This window comes from Paenochrobactrum gallinarii, assembly GCF_014205685.1.
GTDB lineage: Bacteria > Pseudomonadota > Alphaproteobacteria > Rhizobiales > Rhizobiaceae > Paenochrobactrum > Paenochrobactrum gallinarii.
This window is the reverse complement of record NZ_JACIIU010000001.1, coordinates 364,016-383,138: the sequence shown is the minus strand read 5'-3', so window position 1 is coordinate 383,138 and position 19,123 is coordinate 364,016. Positions and strand designations below refer to the sequence as shown.

Genomic DNA, 19,123 nt, shown 5'->3' with positions numbered 1-19,123 from the left:
GGTTCATGACTATGACTAAAATGTCGAAGATCGAAACACATACACATCTGAGCCAAGGTGGCATTACGGTTGAGCGCGTGCGCCGGCTGATCGATTATAAAGGTGCCATCGAGCAGCGTATTGATGTTTTGAACACGCGCCGCGGTGCGGTTTTTTCGTCTAACTATGAATATCCGGGTCGCTATACCCGTTGGGATACCGCCATTATCGATCCGCCTGTTGTCATCACCGCCAATGGCCGTGTCATGCGTATCGAAGCTTTGAACAAGCGCGGCGAAGTGCTGCTGACACCGATTTTAAAAGTGTTGCAGGCAATACATACTGTGACCATCGATCAGCAAAATGCCACCCGTATTGATCTGACCGTTGCGGAACCGAAGGGCGTTTTTTCTGAAGAAGAACGCTCCCGTATGCCATCGGTTTTCACTGTACTGCGTGCGATTGTTGCACTGTTCTTCTCTGAAGAAGATGCCAATTTAGGTCTTTATGGTGCTTTTGGTTATGATCTGGCTTTCCAGTTCGACAAAATTGATTTCAAGATGAAGCGTCCGGACGATCAGCGTGATCTGGTGCTGTTCATTCCTGATGAGATTGTCATCGTTGACCATTACTCCACCAAGGCATGGGTAGATTCTTACGAATTTAGCGTTGATGGCAAGGGTACACACGGCTTGGCGCGTGAAACACCGTCAAAAGTCTTTGAGCCTTCAACTGAAAATCCGGGACGTGGTGATCATCAGCCTGGCGAATATGCGCAGCTTGTTGAAAAAGCTAAAGATAGTTTCAAGCGCGGTGATCTGTTTGAAGTGGTGCCGGGGCAGACATTCTATGAGCGCTGCGAAAGCCAGCCGTCTGAAATTTTCCGTCGTCTGAAAAGCACCAATCCGTCGCCTTATTCCTTCTTCATCAACTTAGGTGAAGATGAATATCTGGTGGGCGCATCACCGGAAATGTTCGTGCGTGTTAATGGCCGTCGTATTGAGACGTGCCCGATTTCCGGCACGATCAAGCGCGGTGATAATGCGATTTCGGATTCGGAGCAGATTTTGAAACTGCTCAATTCGAAAAAGGACGAATCCGAACTGACCATGTGCTCGGATGTGGATCGCAACGACAAAAGCCGCGTGTGTGATCCGGGTTCGGTGCGGGTGATCGGACGCCGTCAGATTGAAATGTATTCGCGTCTTATTCATACGGTTGATCATATTGAAGGCCGCTTGCGCGCTGATATGGATGCTTTTGATGGGTTCCTGAGCCACGCATGGGCGGTGACAGTCACCGGTGCGCCTAAATTATGGGCGATGCGCTTTATTGAGAATCATGAAAAAAGCCCGCGTGCATGGTATGGCGGCGCGGTTGGCATGATGCATTTTAATGGCGATATGAATACCGGCCTGACCTTACGCACAGTGCGGATTAAAGATGGTGTTGCACAGGTGCGTGCCGGTGCAACATTGCTTTATGATTCAAATCCGCAGGAAGAAGAAGCCGAGACTGAATTGAAGGCTTCTGCTATGCTGGCAGCCATTCGTGACGCACATAAAGTGCAGGCGGAAACAGAAAAACAGGAAACGGAAATGGTCGGGCAGGGCACCAATATTCTTCTGGTGGATCATGAAGATTCATTCGTGCATACATTGGCGAATTATTTCCGGCAGACAGGCGCGAAAGTTTCCACCGTTCGTGCACCGATCACTGATGCGGTTTTTGATGAAGTGAAGCCGCATCTGGTTGTGCTGTCACCAGGACCTGGTACACCTTCCGATTTTAATTGCACGGCTACAATCGAAGCGGCACGCGCGCGCAAACTGCCAATATTTGGTGTGTGCTTAGGGCTTCAGGCGCTGACAGAGGCCTTTGGCGGTAAGCTTAATCAGCTGGATATTCCGGTGCATGGTAAGCCGTCACCGATCAATATTTTGAAGGCTGGCACGGTTTTTGCCGGATTGCCGCAAAGCTTTAATGTCGGTCGCTATCATTCTCTCCATGCAGATCCGAAACATTTACCGGATGTGTTTGATGTTACGGCAGTGACGGAAGACGGTATCATTATGGGTATCGAGCACAAAAATGAGCCGATTGCGGCGGTGCAATTCCATCCGGAATCCATCATGACTTTTGAAGATGAAGCCGGTATGCGGATGATTGAAAATGTCGTGTCGGGTCTGGTAACTAAAGCCCGTATTTAAATATTAGTTTAAACTAATAAAGCGCTGATAAATCTGTTATCCCCCGTTGCTTTTGAGCGGCGGGGGTTTCGGTTTTCAGTTTGTTTCGTTATAGAGAATGTGCTTATCGAGTTCGAAGCACGTAATTAATGACAATTTTAAAGCGTTTTCAGGCATGTGTAATGCCTGATTGATGGCGCGTTGCACATTAAAATGATGTGAAACGTCAAAGGGTTGACTATGGATACGAAGAAAAAGATTCAACGATTGGCTGCATGGTCGATCCCTGTCGCCTTTGCTGTTCTTGCGCTGAAATATTTAGCCTATCATTTGACCGGTTCGGTGGCACTTTATTCGGATGCGCTCGAATCCATCGTCAACGTGATCGCAGCTGTTGCTGCCTGGTGGGCTATTCGTGTCAGCTATATGCCGGCGGATCGCAATCACCCTTATGGTCATCATAAAGCTGAGTATTTTTCTGCTGTCATTGAAGGCGTGCTGATTATCGTTGCGGCATTGCTGATTTTCAATGAAGCATGGCATGCATTACGTGCGCCGCGCCTGATGGAAGAGCCTTGGTTAGGGCTTGGCATCAATATCGCCGCTGGTGCGCTTAATGCTATTTGGGCAACAATTCTGATCCGTGTCGGACGACGTGACAAATCACCGGCATTGACTGCCGACGGCAAGCATATCATGACAGATGTGGTGACTTCCGCCGGTGTGCTGGTTGGTTTGGTGGCTTCGATTGTTACCGGTTGGGCTATTCTTGATCCGCTGCTTGCCATTATCGTTGCGCTCAATATTTTGTGGCAGGGCTGGCAGGTGATCAATTCTTCCGTGCAGGGCTTGATGGATGTCGGCACCGATATTGATGAGACGATGAATATTCGTGACATTATCTCCACCAATGCGGAAGGTGCGATTGAGGTACACGATCTTAAAACCCGTGTAGCGGGGCGTGCGACCTTTATCGAGTTTCATCTGGTTGTGGCGGCTGAAATGAGCGTGGGGAACGCGCATATCATCTGCGACCGCATTGAAGATGCATTACGTGATCAGATTGATAATGCGGTGGTGGTTATCCATGTCGAACCGGAAGATGAAGCTAAACTTCCTCCTGGCACTTGTGCGGTGCCTTTTGCGTGAGCGAAGGGCATTGCAAAATTTTACTTTAAAATCAGTGATTGCAGGCTTGCAACTGATGCGATGAATCGCTAGAAATACATCTATGACTTGTAAAACCTTAAACATGGCGAAATTTTTTTCCGGCAATCGCGAAAGCGGTGCTGTACATGTTTGTGTTTTAAACTCGCTTCTTCTTAGCCTTAGCGGCGATCGCTGGGCTCGTTAAAGAGGAGCGTCCGGCGGTCGACAAGAGACCAGGCTGGTCCATGCTCCTTATAGTCTGAATTTTGATAATCTTTTCATCGGTTATCCAGAAATTTTAGTAGTTAACGAATAACGGTTTGAGCCGCGGATGGTGGTCAGATCGTCACGAAGAACGAGAATAGCTATGACTCAGATTGCAGATAAAACAGTTGCTTCCACCAAAAAAGGTATGCCGGTAGCGCAGTCAAAATATGCGCCGTTTCAGCTGACACAGCTGCAAGACCGCCAATGGCCGTCAAAGCGTATTGAAAAGGCACCGATCTGGTGCTCGGTTGATCTGCGCGACGGCAATCAGGCGCTTGTTGATCCGATGGGGCATGATCGTAAAGCGCGTATGTTCCAGCTGTTGCTGGATATGGGCTTTCCGGAAATTGAAATTGGTTTCCCTTCCGCATCGCAAACAGATTTTGATTTCTGTCGCTGGTGCATCGAAGAGGGAAATGTGCCTGATGAGGTGGACTTGCAGGTGCTGGTGCAGTGCCGCCCTGAACTGATCATCCGTACCTTTGAAGCGCTGGAAGGCGCAAAAACCCCGATCATCCACTTCTACAATTCTACCAGTGAATTACAGCGCCGCGTGGTATTTGGCAAAGATGTCAGCGGTATCAAACAGATTGCTACAGACGCTGCCAAAATGATCACCGATATGGCGGCAAAGGCAGGCGGCGGCTATCGTTTCCAATATTCGCCGGAAAGCTTTACCGGTACTGAGCTGGAAGTGGCGCTGGAAATCTGTAATGCGGTCACAGAAATTGTGAAGCCGACACCGGATAACAAGCTGATTATCAATCTGCCGTCCACGGTCGAAATGAACACGCCGAATGTCTATGCTGACCAGATTGAGTGGATGTGCCGTCAGCTGGATAATCGTGAAAGCCTGATTATTTCGCTGCATCCGCATAATGACCGCGGAACAGGCATTGCTGCCACTGAGCTGGGCCTGATGGCTGGTGCTGATCGTGTTGAAGGCACATTGTTTGGTAATGGCGAGCGCACCGGTAACGTGGATGTGGTGACACTGGCTTTGAACATGTTCACCCAAGGTGTTGATCCGGAACTGGATTGCTCCGACATCAACCGCATGAAAGAAGTTTACGAATATTCCAACCAGCTGGTTATTCCGGAACGCCATCCATATGTGGGTGAGCTGGTTTACACCGCTTTCTCCGGCTCGCATCAGGATGCGATCAATAAGGGCATGAAAGCCAAGAAAACCGCTAATTCCCCATTGTGGGAAGTACCATATCTGCCGATTGACCCGCAGGATGTCGGTCGCTCTTATGAAGCGATTATCCGCATCAACTCGCAGTCCGGTAAGGGTGGTCTGGCCTATATTCTGCAGCAGGATTACGGCTTGAACCTGCCGCGCAACCTGCAGGTGGAATTCCGCGAAATTATTCAGAAAATCACGGATGATGAAGGCAAGGAACTGCCGTCCAAGCGCATCTATGACGAGTTCATTGCGCGCTATGTGACACAAGAAAGCGCACGGCTCAAATTTGCCGATCATCACACCGTGACTGATCCGGCTAATAAAGCACGCCGTGTTCTGACCGCCGAAATTCATGATAATGGTATGATCAAAAATATCGAAGGCACGGGCACCGGTCCGATCGATGGTTTTGTCGATGCGCTCTCGCGCCATACCGGCATTAAATTGTCGGTGGTGGATTATTCGGAGCATTCGCTACAGCAGGGCTCTGATGCAACTGCGATCTGCTACATGGAAATTGCCCATCCGAATGGTAAAATATTTGGCGTCGGTATTAACGACAACATCGTGTCTGCCTCGCTGGAAGCCATTGTTTCAGCGGCTAACCGTCTGCTTGCAGAATAAAATTTGACTTGCATATTAAAAAAGAGGCGGCCTTCGGGTCGCCTTTTTTGTGTTAAACACAATGTAGGCTGCCGTATTGTTGCTTCTATTGGATGATTTGAGTGAGCTTGCTATAATTAATCTGACAGTCTGAAGTGACCGCTTTCATCAATTCTTACAAAAGGATCTGTCATGCGTGAAAATGATCTTGCGAAAGAAGCTGATGCGCAACAAACGGATGGCGCATTGCGTTTGGCCAATGCTATGCGGCAAGCCAAGCTAGCCGCAGCTGATCGCGGTGACAGCATCGTGGATGTAAGGCAAGCAGAGCTGGCGCGGCTGGATCTGCTGGCTGCGGATTTGAAAACCGTTTTTGATGCGGTGCCGGAACATGTTGATCTGTTTGATTTTACCATCTCATCGGGTATGCAGCCGCGGCTGTGGCTCGATACGACCGCTTTTGTGATGATGGGAAATGACCGTCGCAGCTATCAATTTGTTCGTGATACCCGTCAGGGGCGGGTGGTGATGGCGCAATCAAGCGACATGAAGCGGGTGAGCGAAGCTGTTACAGCTTATATTGCTGATCGTTTGGTGGAGCGCGAGCAGTTACTGGGCGACAATAAGCCGGTTGTGAAAGTGCAGCCTTCTGCCCAGCCACAAAATGAGCCCAAGGGCTCCGGTGGTTTCTTGCAGGCATTGGCGTGGTTTGTCACCGGTGCTTTAGTGGGCGCTGTGCTTTTGTTCCTGTTTTTTCAAGATCAGCTGATGCCAGCACTTCAGGTCTTAATGGCTGGGTAGTGCCAATAGATGCGTGCCAATGGCGGTGATTTCATTGTCTTGCGTTAAAATCCCGCGTTGGCTCCATTCACAAGACCAGCCGTTTTCACTTTTGCTGATATCAAACATATTATAGCGTGCCGGTGGCTTGTGGCCGCCAAAAGACTGGCTGGCCGATGGCACACAGATAACCGGTACCGTCGCACCATTGGTGCCTTCAATCTCATAATGCGTGGCCAGATGCGTATGGCCATGCAATACGAGCTCAGCGCCATAGTTTTTAATAATTTTTTGAAAACGGCCAATGCCAAATAAGCGCTTATAATTGGGTGTTGCGCCGCGGACAGGCGGATGATGAATCATCACCACACGGCAAAGCCCTGCTTGTTTGGTGCGTTCAAGCAGCAATGCCAGTCTGTGTGCTTGCGCTGGCAGAAAGTCACCGCTTGCCATAAAGGGTGCTGTTGCACGCGCTGATGATACGCCAATAATGGCGATACCGCCGCGCTGACGCAGATATGGAAATTGTGGTGCCCTGCCGCCGTTGTCAATGTCGTCGCCCCGCATCCACGGCTCCCATGCGCGGCAGGATTTCTGCAATGCGCCGGGTACATAAGCATCGTGATTGCCCGGCACGACGGACAGATCATGCGGATTGCCAAGTTTTTCCAGCCATGCGCGGGCAATGTCGATTTCCGCATTTAAGGCCAGATTGACCAGATCGCCCGTTAACGCAATGTGATCTGGCTTTTGGGCTTTCATATCATCAATCAGATCACCTAAAACCGAGCATTCCAACGCATTTTTACGGTTCTTCACCCAATTGACATAGCCGGTGATGCGCTTTGAAGCGAGGTCACGATAGCGAACCGGCGGCAAAGGGCTGAGATGGATGTCGGAAATATGCGCTAATCTGAACATTATAAACTTTGCTGGCAATGGAATATGTTGCGGCTTGTGCTTGCCGTACTCAATGTGCTGAAGCTAGTTTAGCGTGTTTTGCTTGCTAAAGAAAACTGCATTTTAACTAAGCATTTCATCATCATCGGGTGAGAGAAGACGGGTTGCGCGCCATTCGGTCAGCTTGTCATTAATGGCATCAAGCACGAAAAACCGCGCCGATTCCTTGTCGTAACCTTCGTCGCGCAAAGCATCGTAATCGGTAAATTGATGGCGGATATAGGCTACTGTTGCCAGCCATATCGCCACTGGCGGCGTCAGTTCGCGCATGTGCGGGCTAAGAGCGGCAGCGCGAATAGGCTCGGCATCGCTGTAAGGTGCCCCCGGTATCAAGAGGGTCAGAGATTTGGCGATTAGTTTTTGCCGGTTGGTTTTGGCCTGCATAACGCTCTGCTTTTATTGCTTGTCTGCGTTTATTGACCATTAAGCAGCTTGAATTGCAAGCTTATGTCCGCTTCTCATGGCGTTCGGGCTGGCAGGATTTTGTCCACAGTCAGTACAAATAGATGATAATCAACTTGCGCAATCTGTAATTTTTATATAAACATATCTTTATGTCTATAAAGGATGTGGCGATATGAGCTTGCAGCTTGATGTAATGGTTGATGTGTTGAAGGCGGCGGCTGAGCCAAGTCGTTTGCGTATTTTGACGCTTTTAACCCGTGGTGACCTGACGGTTTCTGATCTGACCCTTATCCTTGGTCAGTCACAGCCGCGCGTGTCGCGCCACTTGAAGCTGTTGAGTGAAGCCCAGCTTATCAAGCGTTATCAGGAAGGTGCGTGGGCTTATTTTCGCCTTGCCGATGATAATGAATTTGGCTCCATTATACGTGAAACTTTGCAGCGTCTGGATGAAAGTGATCCGCTGATTGAGCGTGATTTTGATCGTCTGGCTCAAGTGAAAACACAGCGTCAGGAGCAGGCAACCGCTTATTTCAGCAGCAACGCACAAAGCTGGGACAAAATCCGCCGTCTGCATATTGCCGAAGGTGCCGTGGAAACCGCGCTGAAAGATATTGTCGGTGATGTGCCTTTTCAGGCTATGCTTGATGTGGGCACCGGCACGGGGCGTTTGCTGGAGCTGTTATCGCCGCTTTATGTGCGCGGTGTTGGCGTGGATATTAACCGTGACATGCTGATGGTGGCGCGTGCCAATCTCGATCAGGCCAATATTGCCCATGCGCAGGTGCGCCAGGGTGATGTCTATGCGCTGCCGGTTGAGCGTGAAAGTTTTGATCTGGTGACGATCCATCAGGTGCTGCACTTTTTGGATGATCCGCAGGCTGCTATTCGTGAAGCAGCGCGTTCGGTGCGGGCTGGCGGGCGGTTGCTGATTGTCGATTTCGCGCCGCATATGCTTGAATTCCTGCGCGAAGATCATGCGCATTTGCGTCTTGGTTTCAGTGACGAGCAGATGACCGGCTGGCTGCGTGAAGCAGGCTTGGAAATGGTTGATATTCGTGAGCTGAAGCAAGCTGATGAGGATGCGAAAGCGCTGACAGTGAAGCTGTGGCTGGCGCGTGATCCGCGTCAATTGATCTCTTAAAGATTTAAACAAATACAGAGGAGCGGTAAAAATCGCGCTCTGGATATTATGCAAGAATAAGTGGTGTTGCGTCGGCCAGATGGCCGCATTATCGCCATGACACTGATGGAGACTTTTTCATGCGCTTTAACGGGCTTTCCCGACGTTCTGAGGTCGGCAAAAACCTTCGGGTATCATTTGAATTTTTCCCGCCAAAAAGCGAAGAGATGGAAAATCGTCTTTGGGAAACAGTCACAAGACTGGCACCATTGGAGCCTGAATTTTTCTCGGTTACTTATGGGGCAGGTGGTTCAACGCGTGAACGTACCGCGCGCACTGTGCAGCGTATTTTAACCGAAACCAATGTGACACCGGCGGCACACCTGACCTGCGTTGATGCGACCAGGGCGGAAGTAGATCAGGTGATCCGTGATTTCGCTGCGATGGGTGTGAAGCGCTTTGTGGCGCTGCGCGGTGATCCGGCCAGTGGTGTGGGTAATGCTTATGTGCCGACACCGGGCGGCTATAATAATGGTTCAGAATTGGTTGCTGGCCTGAAAACTATCGATGACTTTGATATCATTGTTTCTGCTTATCCGGAAAAACATCCTGAAAGCCCTGACTTTGCGACCGATATTGAGATGCTGAAACGCAAGGTGGATAATGGTGCAACGCGCGCAATCACGCAGTTCTTCTTCGATAATGATCTTTATGAGCGTTATGTCGAGCGTGTGCGCCGTGCAGGCATTTATATTCCGATTGTGCCTGGGATTTTCCCTGTTCACAGTTTCAAACAATTGGTTGGTTTTTGTGCGCGTTCCGGCCAGCATATCCCGGAATGGTTAGCAGAGCGTTTTGAAGGGTTGGATAATGATCCGCATACCCATCAGCTGGTCGCGGCCGCTATTGCTGCCGAGCAGGTTATGGATCTGATTGAGCGTGGCTTACAGGACTTCCACTTCTACACGATGAACCGTGCCGATCTGCCATATGCGATTTGTCATATGCTGGGCGTTCGCCCCAAACATGCGGCTGAAGCATAATAATCTGCAAAATGAGATAAGAAAAAACCGGGGCAAGCCCCGGTTTTTTTATTCGTTCCCTTAAGCACCCCAGCTCAAGGAAAAACGCCTACAATCATAGCTGCAACAAAAGCAAATGCTGCGCAGAACATCAGGACGTTCATAGGTCTTGTCAGTCCCATAGGTCTGTCTCCTTCATGATTGTACTTGGCTTTAAGAGCAAGCGCATATGCGTTGGCAGATACCATGAATCTAGTGGGTTTATGGGTAAAAACAAAGCAAATTCATGCATTTTTGTGGCTATTTAAGAGAATTAATTGCCCCAAATTTCGTAAGTCTATGAATTTAAATACTAATTTTATGAAAAATTCTTCATGGAAAAGACACAAAAACGCCATCTGAATTAACGGAAATTCAGAATTGTGGCAGCGTTTTTGTGTTCCGGTTCGATTCTGACTAAGCGTTTTATCAAGCAATCAGTGAAAGATAGGCAGAGACGGTCAGCACCGAAATCATGGTGGAAACCAGAATAGTGTTGGAGGTGATCGTCGCATCTGTGCGGTAATATTCCGCCAGCATGAAGGAGCCGGTGCCTGTCGGTAGTGCAGTTATAAGCACAGCCGTATGGGTGAGGAGCGGAGGTAACTGAAAAATATAAACCGCAGCAATATAGGTCAGTACCGGTTGAGCTACCAGTTTGAGGCTGACCAGATAGGAGATACTGCTGATATTGCTGCGTGTCAGTGGCTTACTGGCAGCTAAGAAAAGGCCGAGCGCCACCAATGCGCAAGGGGAGGCTGCACCACCCAGCAATTTTAAAAATGTGTGCGCGGATTCCGGTAGCGGCAGACCGGAGAGAGAATAAGCAATACCAAGTGCGGGTGAGAAAAGCAGCGGATTGCGTGCCAGCGAAATGATAGTTTTAAAGATAAGCTTTGCTTTATGGCTGGCTTTTTGACGGCTCAGTTCAATCAGGGTGATGGCAACGGCAAAGATGACACAAACAGTGATGATCGTTGCCATCGCAACCAGCGGCATGGAGGCACTGCCAAAAGCCAGCATCGAAAGCGGAAAACCCATATAGGCGGTGTTAGGATAGCTGGCATTGAGACCGTCAATGGCCTTGGTGGTCAGGTCTTGGCCTTTATTGCTGGGCGAGAGGAAGGCAAGGCCGAAGATGATGAAGCTTGCCAGACAAAAGGCACCAATAAAGGCCGGTTGCCAGATTTCATGTAAGTTTGTGGTGGCGGTGATGTCAAAAAGTAGTGCGGGCAATGCCAGATAAACGACGAAGCGGTTGAGTTCTGTGCTTGCTTGCCCGCCCAAAATGCGGGTTTTGGCGGCTGCCCATCCCGCAAAAATCAATGCGAAAATGGGTAGCACAACCAGTAATGTTGATAACATTGGACTTGCCAGTTTTGTTGTTAAAGTTTTTCCAACAGTTCAGGTGTCGGCCATGAATCGGCAGGCATTTTCAGGCGCAGTTGTTCGGTGCGCACCGCATCGCGGGTGCGGAAACCAAAGACGCCATCAATTTTGCCCATATCATAACCGCGTGCCTGCAACTTCGTTTGCAGTTCTTTCATCTGCTCGGTGTTGAGGCCTAAGTCGGGATTACGCGGATCAAAGGCAGGAGCACCGGCCAGACGTGTTGCAAAATATGCAGCGGTGGTCGAGTAAACGATGGACTTGTTCCACTCCACGAAAATGTCAAATTAGGATAAGAGAGGAAAGCAGGGCCATTGCGACCGAGCGGCAGCATTAATGAGGCTTCGCCGTCATCTGCACCAAGCGGGCCATCACGGCCGGTAATGCCCCATTCAGCCCATTGCGAATGCGGCTTTCTGTTTTCACGAATGGATTCTTCCCACGGCAAATCCTGACTGGTGACACGGACTTCTTCCAGCCATGGCTCGCCCTTGCGCCAGCCCAGTTCACTCAGCATACGACCGGCGGTCATCATGGCATCTGCAACACTGTTTTTCAGATCCACTTTGCCGTCGCCATCGCCGTCAACGCCGCGTTCCAGATAATCTTTCGGCAGCAATTGCATCTGGCCGATTTCGCCAGCCCATGCACCTGTGGTGCCTGCATCAACAACGCCTTGATCAAAAAGCTTCAACAGAGCAATCAATTGAGGACGGAACAATTCAGGACGGCGGCAATCATAAGCCAAAGTGACAAGCGCATTGAGCGTATCGAAATCACCCTGAATAGCGCCGAAATCTGTTTCCAGCCCCCAGAAAGCCGCTAAAACCGGCCCTGGTACGCCGTAAGTTTCTTCAACTTTACGGAAAACATCAGCGTGTTTAATAAGGTTTTCTCTACCCTTTTTCAGACGTGTTTCTGAAATCAGACGTTTTGAAAATTCGATGAAGGTTAAATTGAACACGGATTGGGAACGATCGCGCGCCAGCACTTTTTCATCCAATGATGCTTTGTGCAGCTCGGCAATGCCTTTGTCGCTAACACCTTCTGCGCGGGCTTCTGCCGCAACATCTTCAATCCATTGCTTGAAATCCGTTTCGCAGGCAGGCTTTGGCGGAATCGCCTCGGCCGTGGAAGCAGGTGCGTTTGCCGCCGGCACCGGAGCCGGAGCTTGAGCAAAGGACAGGCTGGTGGATGCCAGAAGCAATGATGCGCAAAGGCCGAGTACAATTTTCATAGGAAGACAAGCTCGTTCAAAAATAGCTGAGAGTAATCTGTCAGCAACAATGACCTAATCTATTGCCCTATCAAACCTATAAAATGAAGCAAAACTTGCTAAAAATGCCCGTGATACGAAGACTCAGCGGACATTGTTGCTTTCCAGCCACTTTTTCCATGCGCTGGCGTCTCCTGCAAAGACGTTAATGTCAGCATCACCCGAGATGCCCGGTATGCTGCCGGTTCCGGTATATTGCCAGAATGTCCAAGGGTGCGGCCCGTATTTTTCATCGGGGTGTCCGGCGGTGGAACGGAGCCAGAATGGATAATGTTTCAATTGACGCAGATCATTATCGTCGAAGAAATCCACAGTTGTATAGATGATCGGACGCTTGCCGTAATGTTTTTCAACCATGTTGAGGAAAGTCAGCATTTCCTTACGGACAATGGCCGCATTGGGGCGCAATTTGCAGGTTGGCGAACTGGCGTTCCATTCCATATCCAAAACCGGTGGTAAAGCGGACGGGTCGTTGGGCACATTTTTGATGAACCAGCGTGCCTGATCGGCTGCGGTGCGGCAGAAATAATAGAAGTGATAGGCGCCACGTTTGACATGGGCGGCGCGTGAAGCGCCCCAATGCTCAGTAAAGCGCTCGTCGAAACGGTCGCCGCCTTCAGTTGCCTTAATAAAGGCAAAGGAAATGCCGCTCTTTCGGGCAGCGTTCCAATCAACCGTTGTTTGATATTTGGAAACATCCGTGCCGTGGATCGGATAATGCCAAGGGGTCTTGCCTGCCCATTCATGCGGCTTGCGGTCACCGAAGCGCGGCGCACGCACATTGCCGGATGGCGGAGTGATCTGGGAATTCTGGGCAGAAGGCTTGCGCACATCGGAAAAATCATAGTCAACAGTGGTGCAGCCGCTCAAAAGCGCTGCACTTGCAAGAAATGTTAATGTGACTGCAAGTCGTTTCATTGTCCGGCCCGAATAGAAAGAGAATCACTTGAAGCGTTAGGATTACGCGATCAGAATCGCTCCGTCACCATCGGGCACACAACTATTTGCCATTTAAAAATGACGAGCAATAAAAAGACGCACTCTCTGATTGTTACGAGGTGTTGAATTAGTTGAGAGAACTTTTTTCTTTTTCGCGAGTTGAACATCTGACGAAGCAATTTCATCGGAAGGAGACTATCATGAAAAAGCTCATTATCGCGTCATCGGCAATTGTTATGATGTTGGGTCTGGCTGCTTGTGACGACAGCAAGAAGGAAAATACCGGCAGCGGCAATCCGGCAGAAACAGTTCCTGCTGATCCGGCACCAACTGCACCGGCAACACCACCTTCTGCGACACCTCCGGCCGCACCTGCACCTTCTGTATCGCCAGCGCCAACAGCGCCGGATACTACATCACCGGCTTCACCAAGCCCGACATCTCCGGCACCGGCTAACTAAATTTGGCACCCTGAAGCTTCCTGATGGGGCGCTTGTGTGGTGGCCGGAAACGGTTTTCGGTCACCACATATTTTATTATGGTTCAAACTTGTTGTGAAAGCTGCACAATGGCTTGAGAAATTTTTAATTAGATATTTCAACAATCATTTGACTGGTCTATAGATCATTACATGAAACCTTACGCCCTGCCTTTTTTGATCCTGTTTTCATTGTCGGCCTTAACGGCTTGCGGCAAAGACGATGCTGAGGCACCTCAGCAAGAGCCTGCACCAGCGGTGCAGCCTGCTGAAACTGCGCCTGCGGTACAAGAGCCTGAAGCGCCTGTGGATGCGCCGGACCTGCTGGAAACCTTGAAAGAAAATTCTGGTGTTCTGACGCCGGAACAAGAGGCCGAAATTGTAGCCCGTGCGCGCCAGAATGCGGAAGCAGCCGCGAAATCAGTGGGTCAAAATAACGAGCAGATTAAACTGGCCGGTGACAGAGCAGAAGCCTCTGCCAAACAGTTTCTGGCAGCTAAACAGAGTGTCTTGCCGCAATAATCATGTCCTTTTGGCTGATTTATCAAGCGTTTAAGTTTTAGAAAGCGCATATGTCTATCTGGGTTCGCCTTGGAGAATTTGTGAGTGAGACAGCTACAAATGCGCTGATGAGCGTCATTGAAGCTGTACGCACATTATTTGAAGGCGATGCGGATACCAGACGTCGCGTTGCGTTTTCTATCGCGATGATCGCGCTTTCCGCGAAAATGGCCAAAGCTGATGGTATGGTCAACGAGCAGGAGATTGCGGCCTTTCAGGAAATTTTTGAAATTCCTGCCGAAGAGGCCAGCCATGTTGCAAGGCTTTATAATTTGGCCAAGCAGGATGTGGCGGGTTATGAGGCTTATGCACGCCAGCTGGCCAGACTTTGCAGTGAAGATCAGCCCAATTGCCACTTGCTGGAAGATATTCTTGAAGGTCTTTTTCATATCGCCAAAGCCGATGGCTATGTGCATGAAAAAGAGATGGAGTTTTTAACCAATGTGGCGCAGATTTTCGGATTCAGCGAGGCTGAATTCGAGCGCATGACTATACGTCATATCGTGCGTGGTGACTGTGATCCTTATGTGGTGCTGGGTCTGGAGCGCAGTGCCAGTTTTGATCAGGCAAAGGCACAATATCGTGCGCTGGTTAAAGAGCACCATCCCGATCGTCTGGTTGCGCAAGGTTTGCCGCGGGAATTTGTTTCCATTGCCAATCATCGCTTAGCTGATATCAACGCGGCCTGGGCAGAGATTGAAAAAATTTTAAAGTCATAAAGTGAGTGTAAAATGAGTGGGCAGGACATGGCGCGAGAGCTTGAAGAACTGAAACTTGTTCAAGCGGATTTTTCTGGTGCAGAGCTTGATCCATCCCCCAATTTTGGTGTGCGCAAAGAGGGCAAGACACCTCGTTTTATCATTCTCCATTACACTGGCTTGGAAACAGCGCAGGAGGCCGCCGAGATTTTAAAAGATCCGGCGCGCGAGGTATCTGCGCATTATTTGGTGCATGAAGACGGACGCATCGTGCAGATGGTTTCAGAACAAGCTCGCGCATGGCACGCAGGCAAGAGCTTTTGGAAGGGCGAGACAGATATTAACTCTGCCTCTATCGGTATTGAGATTGTCAATGCAGGCGTGTTGCATGATTTTCCGGCCTATCCGTTGAAGCAGATCGAAGCGGTGATCCGTCTTTGTCAGGACATAACCGCACGTCACTATATCGAGCCGCATTTTGTGTTGGCGCATTCCGATATTGCGCCGGATCGCAAAATTGATCCGGGTCAGAATTTCCCATGGGAAAGGTTGCACGCTGCAGATGTCGGTCATTATGTGGAGCCTGCGCCCATCAAGGGCGGACGCTTTTTTGCACGCGGAGAATCAGGTCAGCCGGTCGAGGCCTTACAGTCGATGCTGGCGCTTGTCGGCTATCAAATTACCATTGATGGCGTGTTCGGTGAAGAGACAGAAAGTGTCGTAAATGCGTTCCAGCGGCACTTTCGTCGCCACAAAGTTGACGGAGTCGCTGACGTTTCAACTATTGAGACGCTTTACAAACTACTTTTTTCGTTAAAAAATCTGACAGCTTAGTTGTTTGATTCATAACGATTTAATCACGTTCAAAGGGTCAAATGTTACAATCTGTAAGGTAATTTTACTTTACCGATCAATCTTCGGCTGCATTTTGACGGCAAATCTTACCCCGATCATTTGAGAGTATCCAATTGAGTTTGTGAGGTTCTCGTGGGGCCAGTCATACACTGCGATGAATGGATAATGCGCAGTTTCAATCAGCAAGGATATTCCTCGTGATTGCAGCTTTTATGCTCAATCACTGACCGGAATGTTTTCAGAAGGACTGAACACTCGTACGCCCTCCCAAGGTGCGGGTGTTCTTTTAGAACGGTACATTATGAAATTAAAATTTGTTTTTGCTTGCGCCCTCATTGGCGCCGTGGCTAGTTTTAACTTAAATGCGGCTCAGGCATCAAGTCCCTCAAACTTGGTGGAGCTTTTGAAGACCAAAGATGCCAAGGACGTGAAAAAAGCCGAAGTTGCCAAAAAGGCGCCGGTTAAAAAAGCAGAGAAGAAAAAAGCAACCACTAAGGCTAAATATCTGCCGAAGCCTAAAGCGGCTAAAAAATCTGCGAAAAAGCAGAGCAAACCGACCAGCACCCGCTATTCGAGCATCATCAACCACTATGCCAGCACCTATGGTGTCAGCTCAGCACTTGCCCATGCGGTTGTGCGTCATGAAAGCAATTTCCGTCCGGAAGTTCGCGGTAGTGCCGGTGAAATCGGTCTGATGCAGATCAAGCTCTCCACAGCACGGGGGTTAGGTTATACGGGTTCTGCCAAGGGGCTGTATGAGCCGAGCACCAATGTGCAATATGGCATGAAATATCTGGCACAGGCACAGAAACTTGGCGGTGGCAGTGTTTGCGGCACAATTCTCAAATATAATGCCGGCCATGGTGCCAAGCGCATGAACCCGATCTCTGCTAAATATTGCAGCAATGTGCAGGCCTATATGCGCTCGTTCTAAGGTTTGTTGCATTCTTGAAGGCTTAATCAGCGTTTCAAGATGTTGAGTTAACAAAAAAGCCGGATTGCTTGGTGTGATCCGGCTTTTTTGTTGCCTTTTGTTGCGAAAGAGCATTTAAGGCAGATGTCAGTCGGTCGGGCAGCCGCGCTTGTCATATGTCGAAAGACGGCAAGTGAGGAAAGTCCGGGCTCCATGGAAACACGGTGCCGGGTAACACCCGGCGAGGGTAACCTCAGGGATAGTGCCACAGAAAGCAAACCGCCCCGTCTCCGGTTGTGTCGTAACGGACATAAGCGGTGACGGGGTAAGGGTGAAAGGGTGGGGTAAGAGCCCACCGCATTGCTGGTAACAGGAATGGCAAGGTAAACCCCACCGGGAGCAAGACCGAATAGGGACGGCGCGTTGTTTCGTAAGAAACAGCAATCAGTTTCCGGATAGCCGTCCGGGTGGGTTGCACGAGGCGGGTGGCGACATCCGTCCCAGATGAATGGCTGCCACGTTGAGCTTTTGCTCAGCCATACAGAACCCGGCTTACAGACCGACTGACATTTTACTTAAATACCATTATTTCCTGTCATTCATATTTCGTGAAAAATTATACCAAATTTTTTTGTGTATTCGCGTCTGAAAAGCCTGAGTGCAGCAAAAGGCTAACTCTTCATTAAGCTTAATGATGGATAACTAATGCAGGGGGACAAGTGCGCTTAAAAATGCCGCTTGTGCCTGATCAATTGCTCAATATGCCGATGCTTTCGGAAGTGAAATGCCTTCAAACGACAGCAAAAACATAGTTAGAGCCGGATTTAATGGCGATAACGCGAAAGAAAGGGAGACCGTGATGGCGAACACTGACGCAAAGCAGTCTCAGGCTGTACAGGCTGAAGGCGATTATTCGCGTCATATTCCGGTGATGCTTCGTGAAGTGCTGGACGCTTTGCAAGCTGGCCAAACGGGTGTGTTTGTTGACGGAACCTTTGGTGCCGGTGGTTATTCACGCGCGATCCTGCAAACAGGTGCGCGGCTGATCGGTATTGATCGTGACCCGACGGCAATCGCCAATGGCCGCTCCATGGAGCAGGAGTTTGCCGGCCGTTTTACGCTGGTGCAAAACCGCTTTTCGCAATTGGGCGCTGCCATTGAGCAGGTGCTGGGCGAGGGCGAACAAGTTGACGGTATCGTGCTTGATATCGGTGTATCTTCTATGCAGATCGACGAAGCAGATCGCGGCTTTTCTTTTCAAAAAGACGGGCCGCTTGATATGCGCATGTCGGTTTCGGGCCCAAGTGCTGCCGATGTGGTCAATCGGTTGAAGGCAGGCGATCTGGCACGTATTTTTAATTTTCTGGGCGAAGAACGTCATGCCGGACGCATTGCGCGCATGATTGAAAAACGCCGTGCGGTTGAGCCTTTCACCCGCACACTTGATCTTGCCAATGCGATTGAAACGCTGGTGGGACGCCATCCTAAAGATCGTATTCATCCGGCAACCCGCGTGTTTCAGGCTTTGCGTGTTTACGTCAATGAAGAACTGAACGAATTGGCGGATGCACTGATTGCGGCTGAAGAGCGCTTAAAGCCGGGTGGTCGTCTGGTGGTGGTGACATTCCACTCGCTGGAAGACCGTATTGTTAAGCGCTTTTTTGCTGATCGTGCCGGTGGCAGCGGTGGTTCGCGCCATATGCCGGAAGTGTATGAGCGCCGGCCAAGCTTCACAGCTGTTGTGAAGGGTGCCGTTAGCGCCAGTGAAGAAGAAGCAGACCGTAATCCAAGGGCCAGATCTGCAAAATTGCGCGCCGGTATGCGTACAGACGAGCCGCCGATGGCGGCTGACTACGCGTTGTTCGGTTTGCCGAAATTGCCTGACACCCAAGACTTAAGCAGGAGTTGAGCCAGTGCTGCGCACTTTTGACCTTATTCTGATTGCGGCAATGTTGGTGGCGGCGACCGTCACTTATAAAATCAAATATGATGCCGAAAAACAGATTGTTGTCATTAATAAACTCAAGCGTCAGATCGCATCTGAAAAAGATACGATCACGCTGTTGCGCGCGGATTGGAGCTTGATGACGCAGCCGGGACGTTTGCAAAATCTGGTGGATGTATATGCTCAGGAACTGCATTTGGAAAATATCGACGCCAAGCAGATTGTTCAGTTCAATGAAATTCCGGAGCGTCCTGTTGATGAAATTGAAAAGCTGATTTCAGGTAGCGATACTGTGATGGCCAATAATGCAACAGGCATTGATCAGATGGCTACCGGCAGCGTGAAGCCTTCGAGAGGGAGGCAGTAA

General features: G+C 49.8%; 17 protein-coding genes, 1 other RNA gene and 1 pseudogene. 14 read left to right on the top strand and 5 right to left on the bottom strand.

Annotated features, from left to right (window positions below; translation table 11 throughout):
* Nucleotides 1-11 precede the first annotated feature (11 nt).
* The 4 genes from FHS77_RS01810 (at nt 12) to FHS77_RS01795 (ending at nt 6,177) form a co-directional block, all read left to right on the top strand.
* Nucleotides 12-2,189 carry an anthranilate synthase component I gene (locus tag FHS77_RS01810; protein WP_374786192.1) on the top strand — a complete coding sequence of 726 codons (2,178 nt, stop codon included), beginning with the start codon at nt 12-14 and terminating at the stop codon, nt 2,187-2,189.
* A 219-nt stretch (nt 2,190-2,408) separates the two neighbouring features.
* Nucleotides 2,409-3,317 (top strand): cation diffusion facilitator family transporter, encoded by a 909-nt coding sequence (locus FHS77_RS01805; protein ID WP_184219112.1) that lies wholly within the window; start codon nt 2,409-2,411, stop codon nt 3,315-3,317.
* A 367-nt stretch (nt 3,318-3,684) separates the two neighbouring features.
* Nucleotides 3,685-5,397 carry a 2-isopropylmalate synthase gene (leuA, locus tag FHS77_RS01800; RefSeq protein WP_184219109.1) on the top strand — a complete coding sequence of 571 codons (1,713 nt, stop codon included), beginning with the start codon at nt 3,685-3,687 and terminating at the stop codon, nt 5,395-5,397.
* A 171-nt stretch (nt 5,398-5,568) separates the two neighbouring features.
* Nucleotides 5,569-6,177 carry a hypothetical protein gene (locus FHS77_RS01795; RefSeq protein WP_184219106.1) on the top strand — a complete coding sequence of 203 codons (609 nt, stop codon included), beginning with the start codon at nt 5,569-5,571 and terminating at the stop codon, nt 6,175-6,177.
* Here FHS77_RS01795 and FHS77_RS01790 read toward each other — a convergent pair.
* Both FHS77_RS01790 and FHS77_RS01785 read right to left on the bottom strand, forming a co-directional pair.
* A complete protein-coding gene (locus FHS77_RS01790) occupies nt 6,163-7,077 on the bottom strand; it encodes a metallophosphoesterase (protein ID WP_184219103.1) in 915 nt (304 codons plus the stop codon). The two genes, FHS77_RS01795 and FHS77_RS01790, sit on opposite strands and share 15 nt — an antisense overlap.
* Before the next feature lie 102 nt (nt 7,078-7,179).
* A complete protein-coding gene (locus FHS77_RS01785; RefSeq protein ID WP_184219100.1) occupies nt 7,180-7,500 on the bottom strand; it encodes a DUF2293 domain-containing protein in 321 nt (106 codons plus the stop codon).
* A gap of 193 nt (nt 7,501-7,693) precedes the next feature.
* Between FHS77_RS01785 and FHS77_RS01780 the strand changes: the two genes are divergently transcribed.
* A complete protein-coding gene (locus FHS77_RS01780; protein ID WP_184219097.1) occupies nt 7,694-8,662 on the top strand; it encodes an ArsR/SmtB family transcription factor in 969 nt (322 codons plus the stop codon).
* Nucleotides 8,663-8,781: 119 nt separating this feature from the next.
* The gene (gene metF, locus FHS77_RS01775) at nt 8,782-9,684 is read left to right on the top strand and encodes a methylenetetrahydrofolate reductase [NAD(P)H] (protein ID WP_184219094.1); all 903 of its coding nucleotides are present in this window, start codon (nt 8,782-8,784) and stop codon (nt 9,682-9,684) included.
* A 447-nt stretch (nt 9,685-10,131) separates the two neighbouring features.
* On the opposite strand, the gene FHS77_RS01770 is transcribed toward metF, so the two are convergent.
* The 3 genes and pseudogenes from FHS77_RS01770 to FHS77_RS01760 all read right to left on the bottom strand — a co-directional run bounded on the left by FHS77_RS01770 (nt 10,132) and on the right by FHS77_RS01760 (nt 13,285).
* The gene (locus FHS77_RS01770; protein ID WP_184219092.1) at nt 10,132-11,067 is read right to left on the bottom strand and encodes an AEC family transporter; all 936 of its coding nucleotides are present in this window, start codon (nt 11,065-11,067) and stop codon (nt 10,132-10,134) included.
* A 20-nt stretch (nt 11,068-11,087) separates the two neighbouring features.
* Nucleotides 11,088-12,328: pseudogene (locus FHS77_RS01765) on the bottom strand (lytic murein transglycosylase).
* A gap of 123 nt (nt 12,329-12,451) precedes the next feature.
* Complete coding sequence (locus FHS77_RS01760; protein ID WP_184219090.1) at nt 12,452-13,285, bottom strand: glycoside hydrolase family 25 protein; 834 nt, start codon at nt 13,283-13,285, stop codon at nt 12,452-12,454.
* Between the two features lie 221 nt (nt 13,286-13,506).
* Between FHS77_RS01760 and FHS77_RS01755 the strand changes: the two genes are divergently transcribed.
* The 8 genes from FHS77_RS01755 to ftsL all read left to right on the top strand — a co-directional run bounded on the left by FHS77_RS01755 (nt 13,507) and on the right by ftsL (nt 19,123).
* Nucleotides 13,507-13,767 (top strand): hypothetical protein, encoded by a 261-nt coding sequence (locus FHS77_RS01755; protein ID WP_184219087.1) that lies wholly within the window; start codon nt 13,507-13,509, stop codon nt 13,765-13,767.
* Between the two features lie 170 nt (nt 13,768-13,937).
* On the top strand, nt 13,938-14,306 hold the full coding sequence (locus FHS77_RS01750; RefSeq protein ID WP_184219084.1) for an antifreeze protein: 369 nt from the start codon (nt 13,938-13,940) through the stop codon (nt 14,304-14,306).
* Between the two features lie 50 nt (nt 14,307-14,356).
* On the top strand, nt 14,357-15,064 hold the full coding sequence (locus FHS77_RS01745; RefSeq protein ID WP_184219080.1) for a J domain-containing protein: 708 nt from the start codon (nt 14,357-14,359) through the stop codon (nt 15,062-15,064).
* 12 nt (nt 15,065-15,076) lie between these two features.
* Nucleotides 15,077-15,877, top strand: coding sequence for an N-acetylmuramoyl-L-alanine amidase (locus FHS77_RS01740; RefSeq protein ID WP_184219077.1), 801 nt, complete (start codon nt 15,077-15,079; stop codon nt 15,875-15,877).
* A 322-nt stretch (nt 15,878-16,199) separates the two neighbouring features.
* Nucleotides 16,200-16,832 (top strand): lytic transglycosylase domain-containing protein, encoded by a 633-nt coding sequence (locus FHS77_RS01735; RefSeq protein ID WP_184219074.1) that lies wholly within the window; start codon nt 16,200-16,202, stop codon nt 16,830-16,832.
* A 126-nt stretch (nt 16,833-16,958) separates the two neighbouring features.
* Nucleotides 16,959-17,382, top strand: an RNA gene (rnpB, locus tag FHS77_RS01730) — RNase P RNA component class A.
* Between the two features lie 288 nt (nt 17,383-17,670).
* Nucleotides 17,671-18,720 carry a 16S rRNA (cytosine(1402)-N(4))-methyltransferase RsmH gene (gene rsmH, locus FHS77_RS01725; RefSeq protein WP_184219071.1) on the top strand — a complete coding sequence of 350 codons (1,050 nt, stop codon included), beginning with the start codon at nt 17,671-17,673 and terminating at the stop codon, nt 18,718-18,720.
* A gap of 4 nt (nt 18,721-18,724) precedes the next feature.
* Nucleotides 18,725-19,123 carry a cell division protein FtsL gene (ftsL, locus tag FHS77_RS01720; protein ID WP_184219068.1) on the top strand — a complete coding sequence of 133 codons (399 nt, stop codon included), beginning with the start codon at nt 18,725-18,727 and terminating at the stop codon, nt 19,121-19,123.

What these genes read in the sequence shown, in the direction of transcription:
- FHS77_RS01805 (WP_184219112.1), top strand. Translation starts at nt 2,409, where the DNA reads ATGGATACGAAGAAAAAGATTCAACGATTGGCTGCATGGTCGATCCCT.
- FHS77_RS01745 (WP_184219080.1), top strand. Translation starts at nt 14,357, where the DNA reads ATGTCTATCTGGGTTCGCCTTGGAGAATTTGTGAGTGAGACAGCTACA.
- FHS77_RS01770 (WP_184219092.1), bottom strand. Translation starts at nt 11,067, where the DNA reads ATGTTATCAACATTACTGGTTGTGCTACCCATTTTCGCATTGATTTTT.
- FHS77_RS01760 (WP_184219090.1), bottom strand. Translation starts at nt 13,285, where the DNA reads ATGAAACGACTTGCAGTCACATTAACATTTCTTGCAAGTGCAGCGCTT.
- FHS77_RS01795 (WP_184219106.1), top strand. Translation starts at nt 5,569, where the DNA reads ATGCGTGAAAATGATCTTGCGAAAGAAGCTGATGCGCAACAAACGGAT.
- FHS77_RS01740 (WP_184219077.1), top strand. Translation starts at nt 15,077, where the DNA reads ATGAGTGGGCAGGACATGGCGCGAGAGCTTGAAGAACTGAAACTTGTT.
- FHS77_RS01755 (WP_184219087.1), top strand. Translation starts at nt 13,507, where the DNA reads ATGAAAAAGCTCATTATCGCGTCATCGGCAATTGTTATGATGTTGGGT.
- FHS77_RS01810 (WP_374786192.1), top strand. Translation starts at nt 12, where the DNA reads ATGACTAAAATGTCGAAGATCGAAACACATACACATCTGAGCCAAGGT.
- FHS77_RS01785 (WP_184219100.1), bottom strand. Translation starts at nt 7,500, where the DNA reads ATGCAGGCCAAAACCAACCGGCAAAAACTAATCGCCAAATCTCTGACC.
- FHS77_RS01790 (WP_184219103.1), bottom strand. Translation starts at nt 7,077, where the DNA reads ATGTTCAGATTAGCGCATATTTCCGACATCCATCTCAGCCCTTTGCCG.
- FHS77_RS01750 (WP_184219084.1), top strand. Translation starts at nt 13,938, where the DNA reads ATGAAACCTTACGCCCTGCCTTTTTTGATCCTGTTTTCATTGTCGGCC.
- leuA (WP_184219109.1), top strand. Translation starts at nt 3,685, where the DNA reads ATGACTCAGATTGCAGATAAAACAGTTGCTTCCACCAAAAAAGGTATG.
- metF (WP_184219094.1), top strand. Translation starts at nt 8,782, where the DNA reads ATGCGCTTTAACGGGCTTTCCCGACGTTCTGAGGTCGGCAAAAACCTT.
- FHS77_RS01780 (WP_184219097.1), top strand. Translation starts at nt 7,694, where the DNA reads ATGAGCTTGCAGCTTGATGTAATGGTTGATGTGTTGAAGGCGGCGGCT.
- FHS77_RS01735 (WP_184219074.1), top strand. Translation starts at nt 16,200, where the DNA reads ATGAAATTAAAATTTGTTTTTGCTTGCGCCCTCATTGGCGCCGTGGCT.
- rsmH (WP_184219071.1), top strand. Translation starts at nt 17,671, where the DNA reads ATGGCGAACACTGACGCAAAGCAGTCTCAGGCTGTACAGGCTGAAGGC.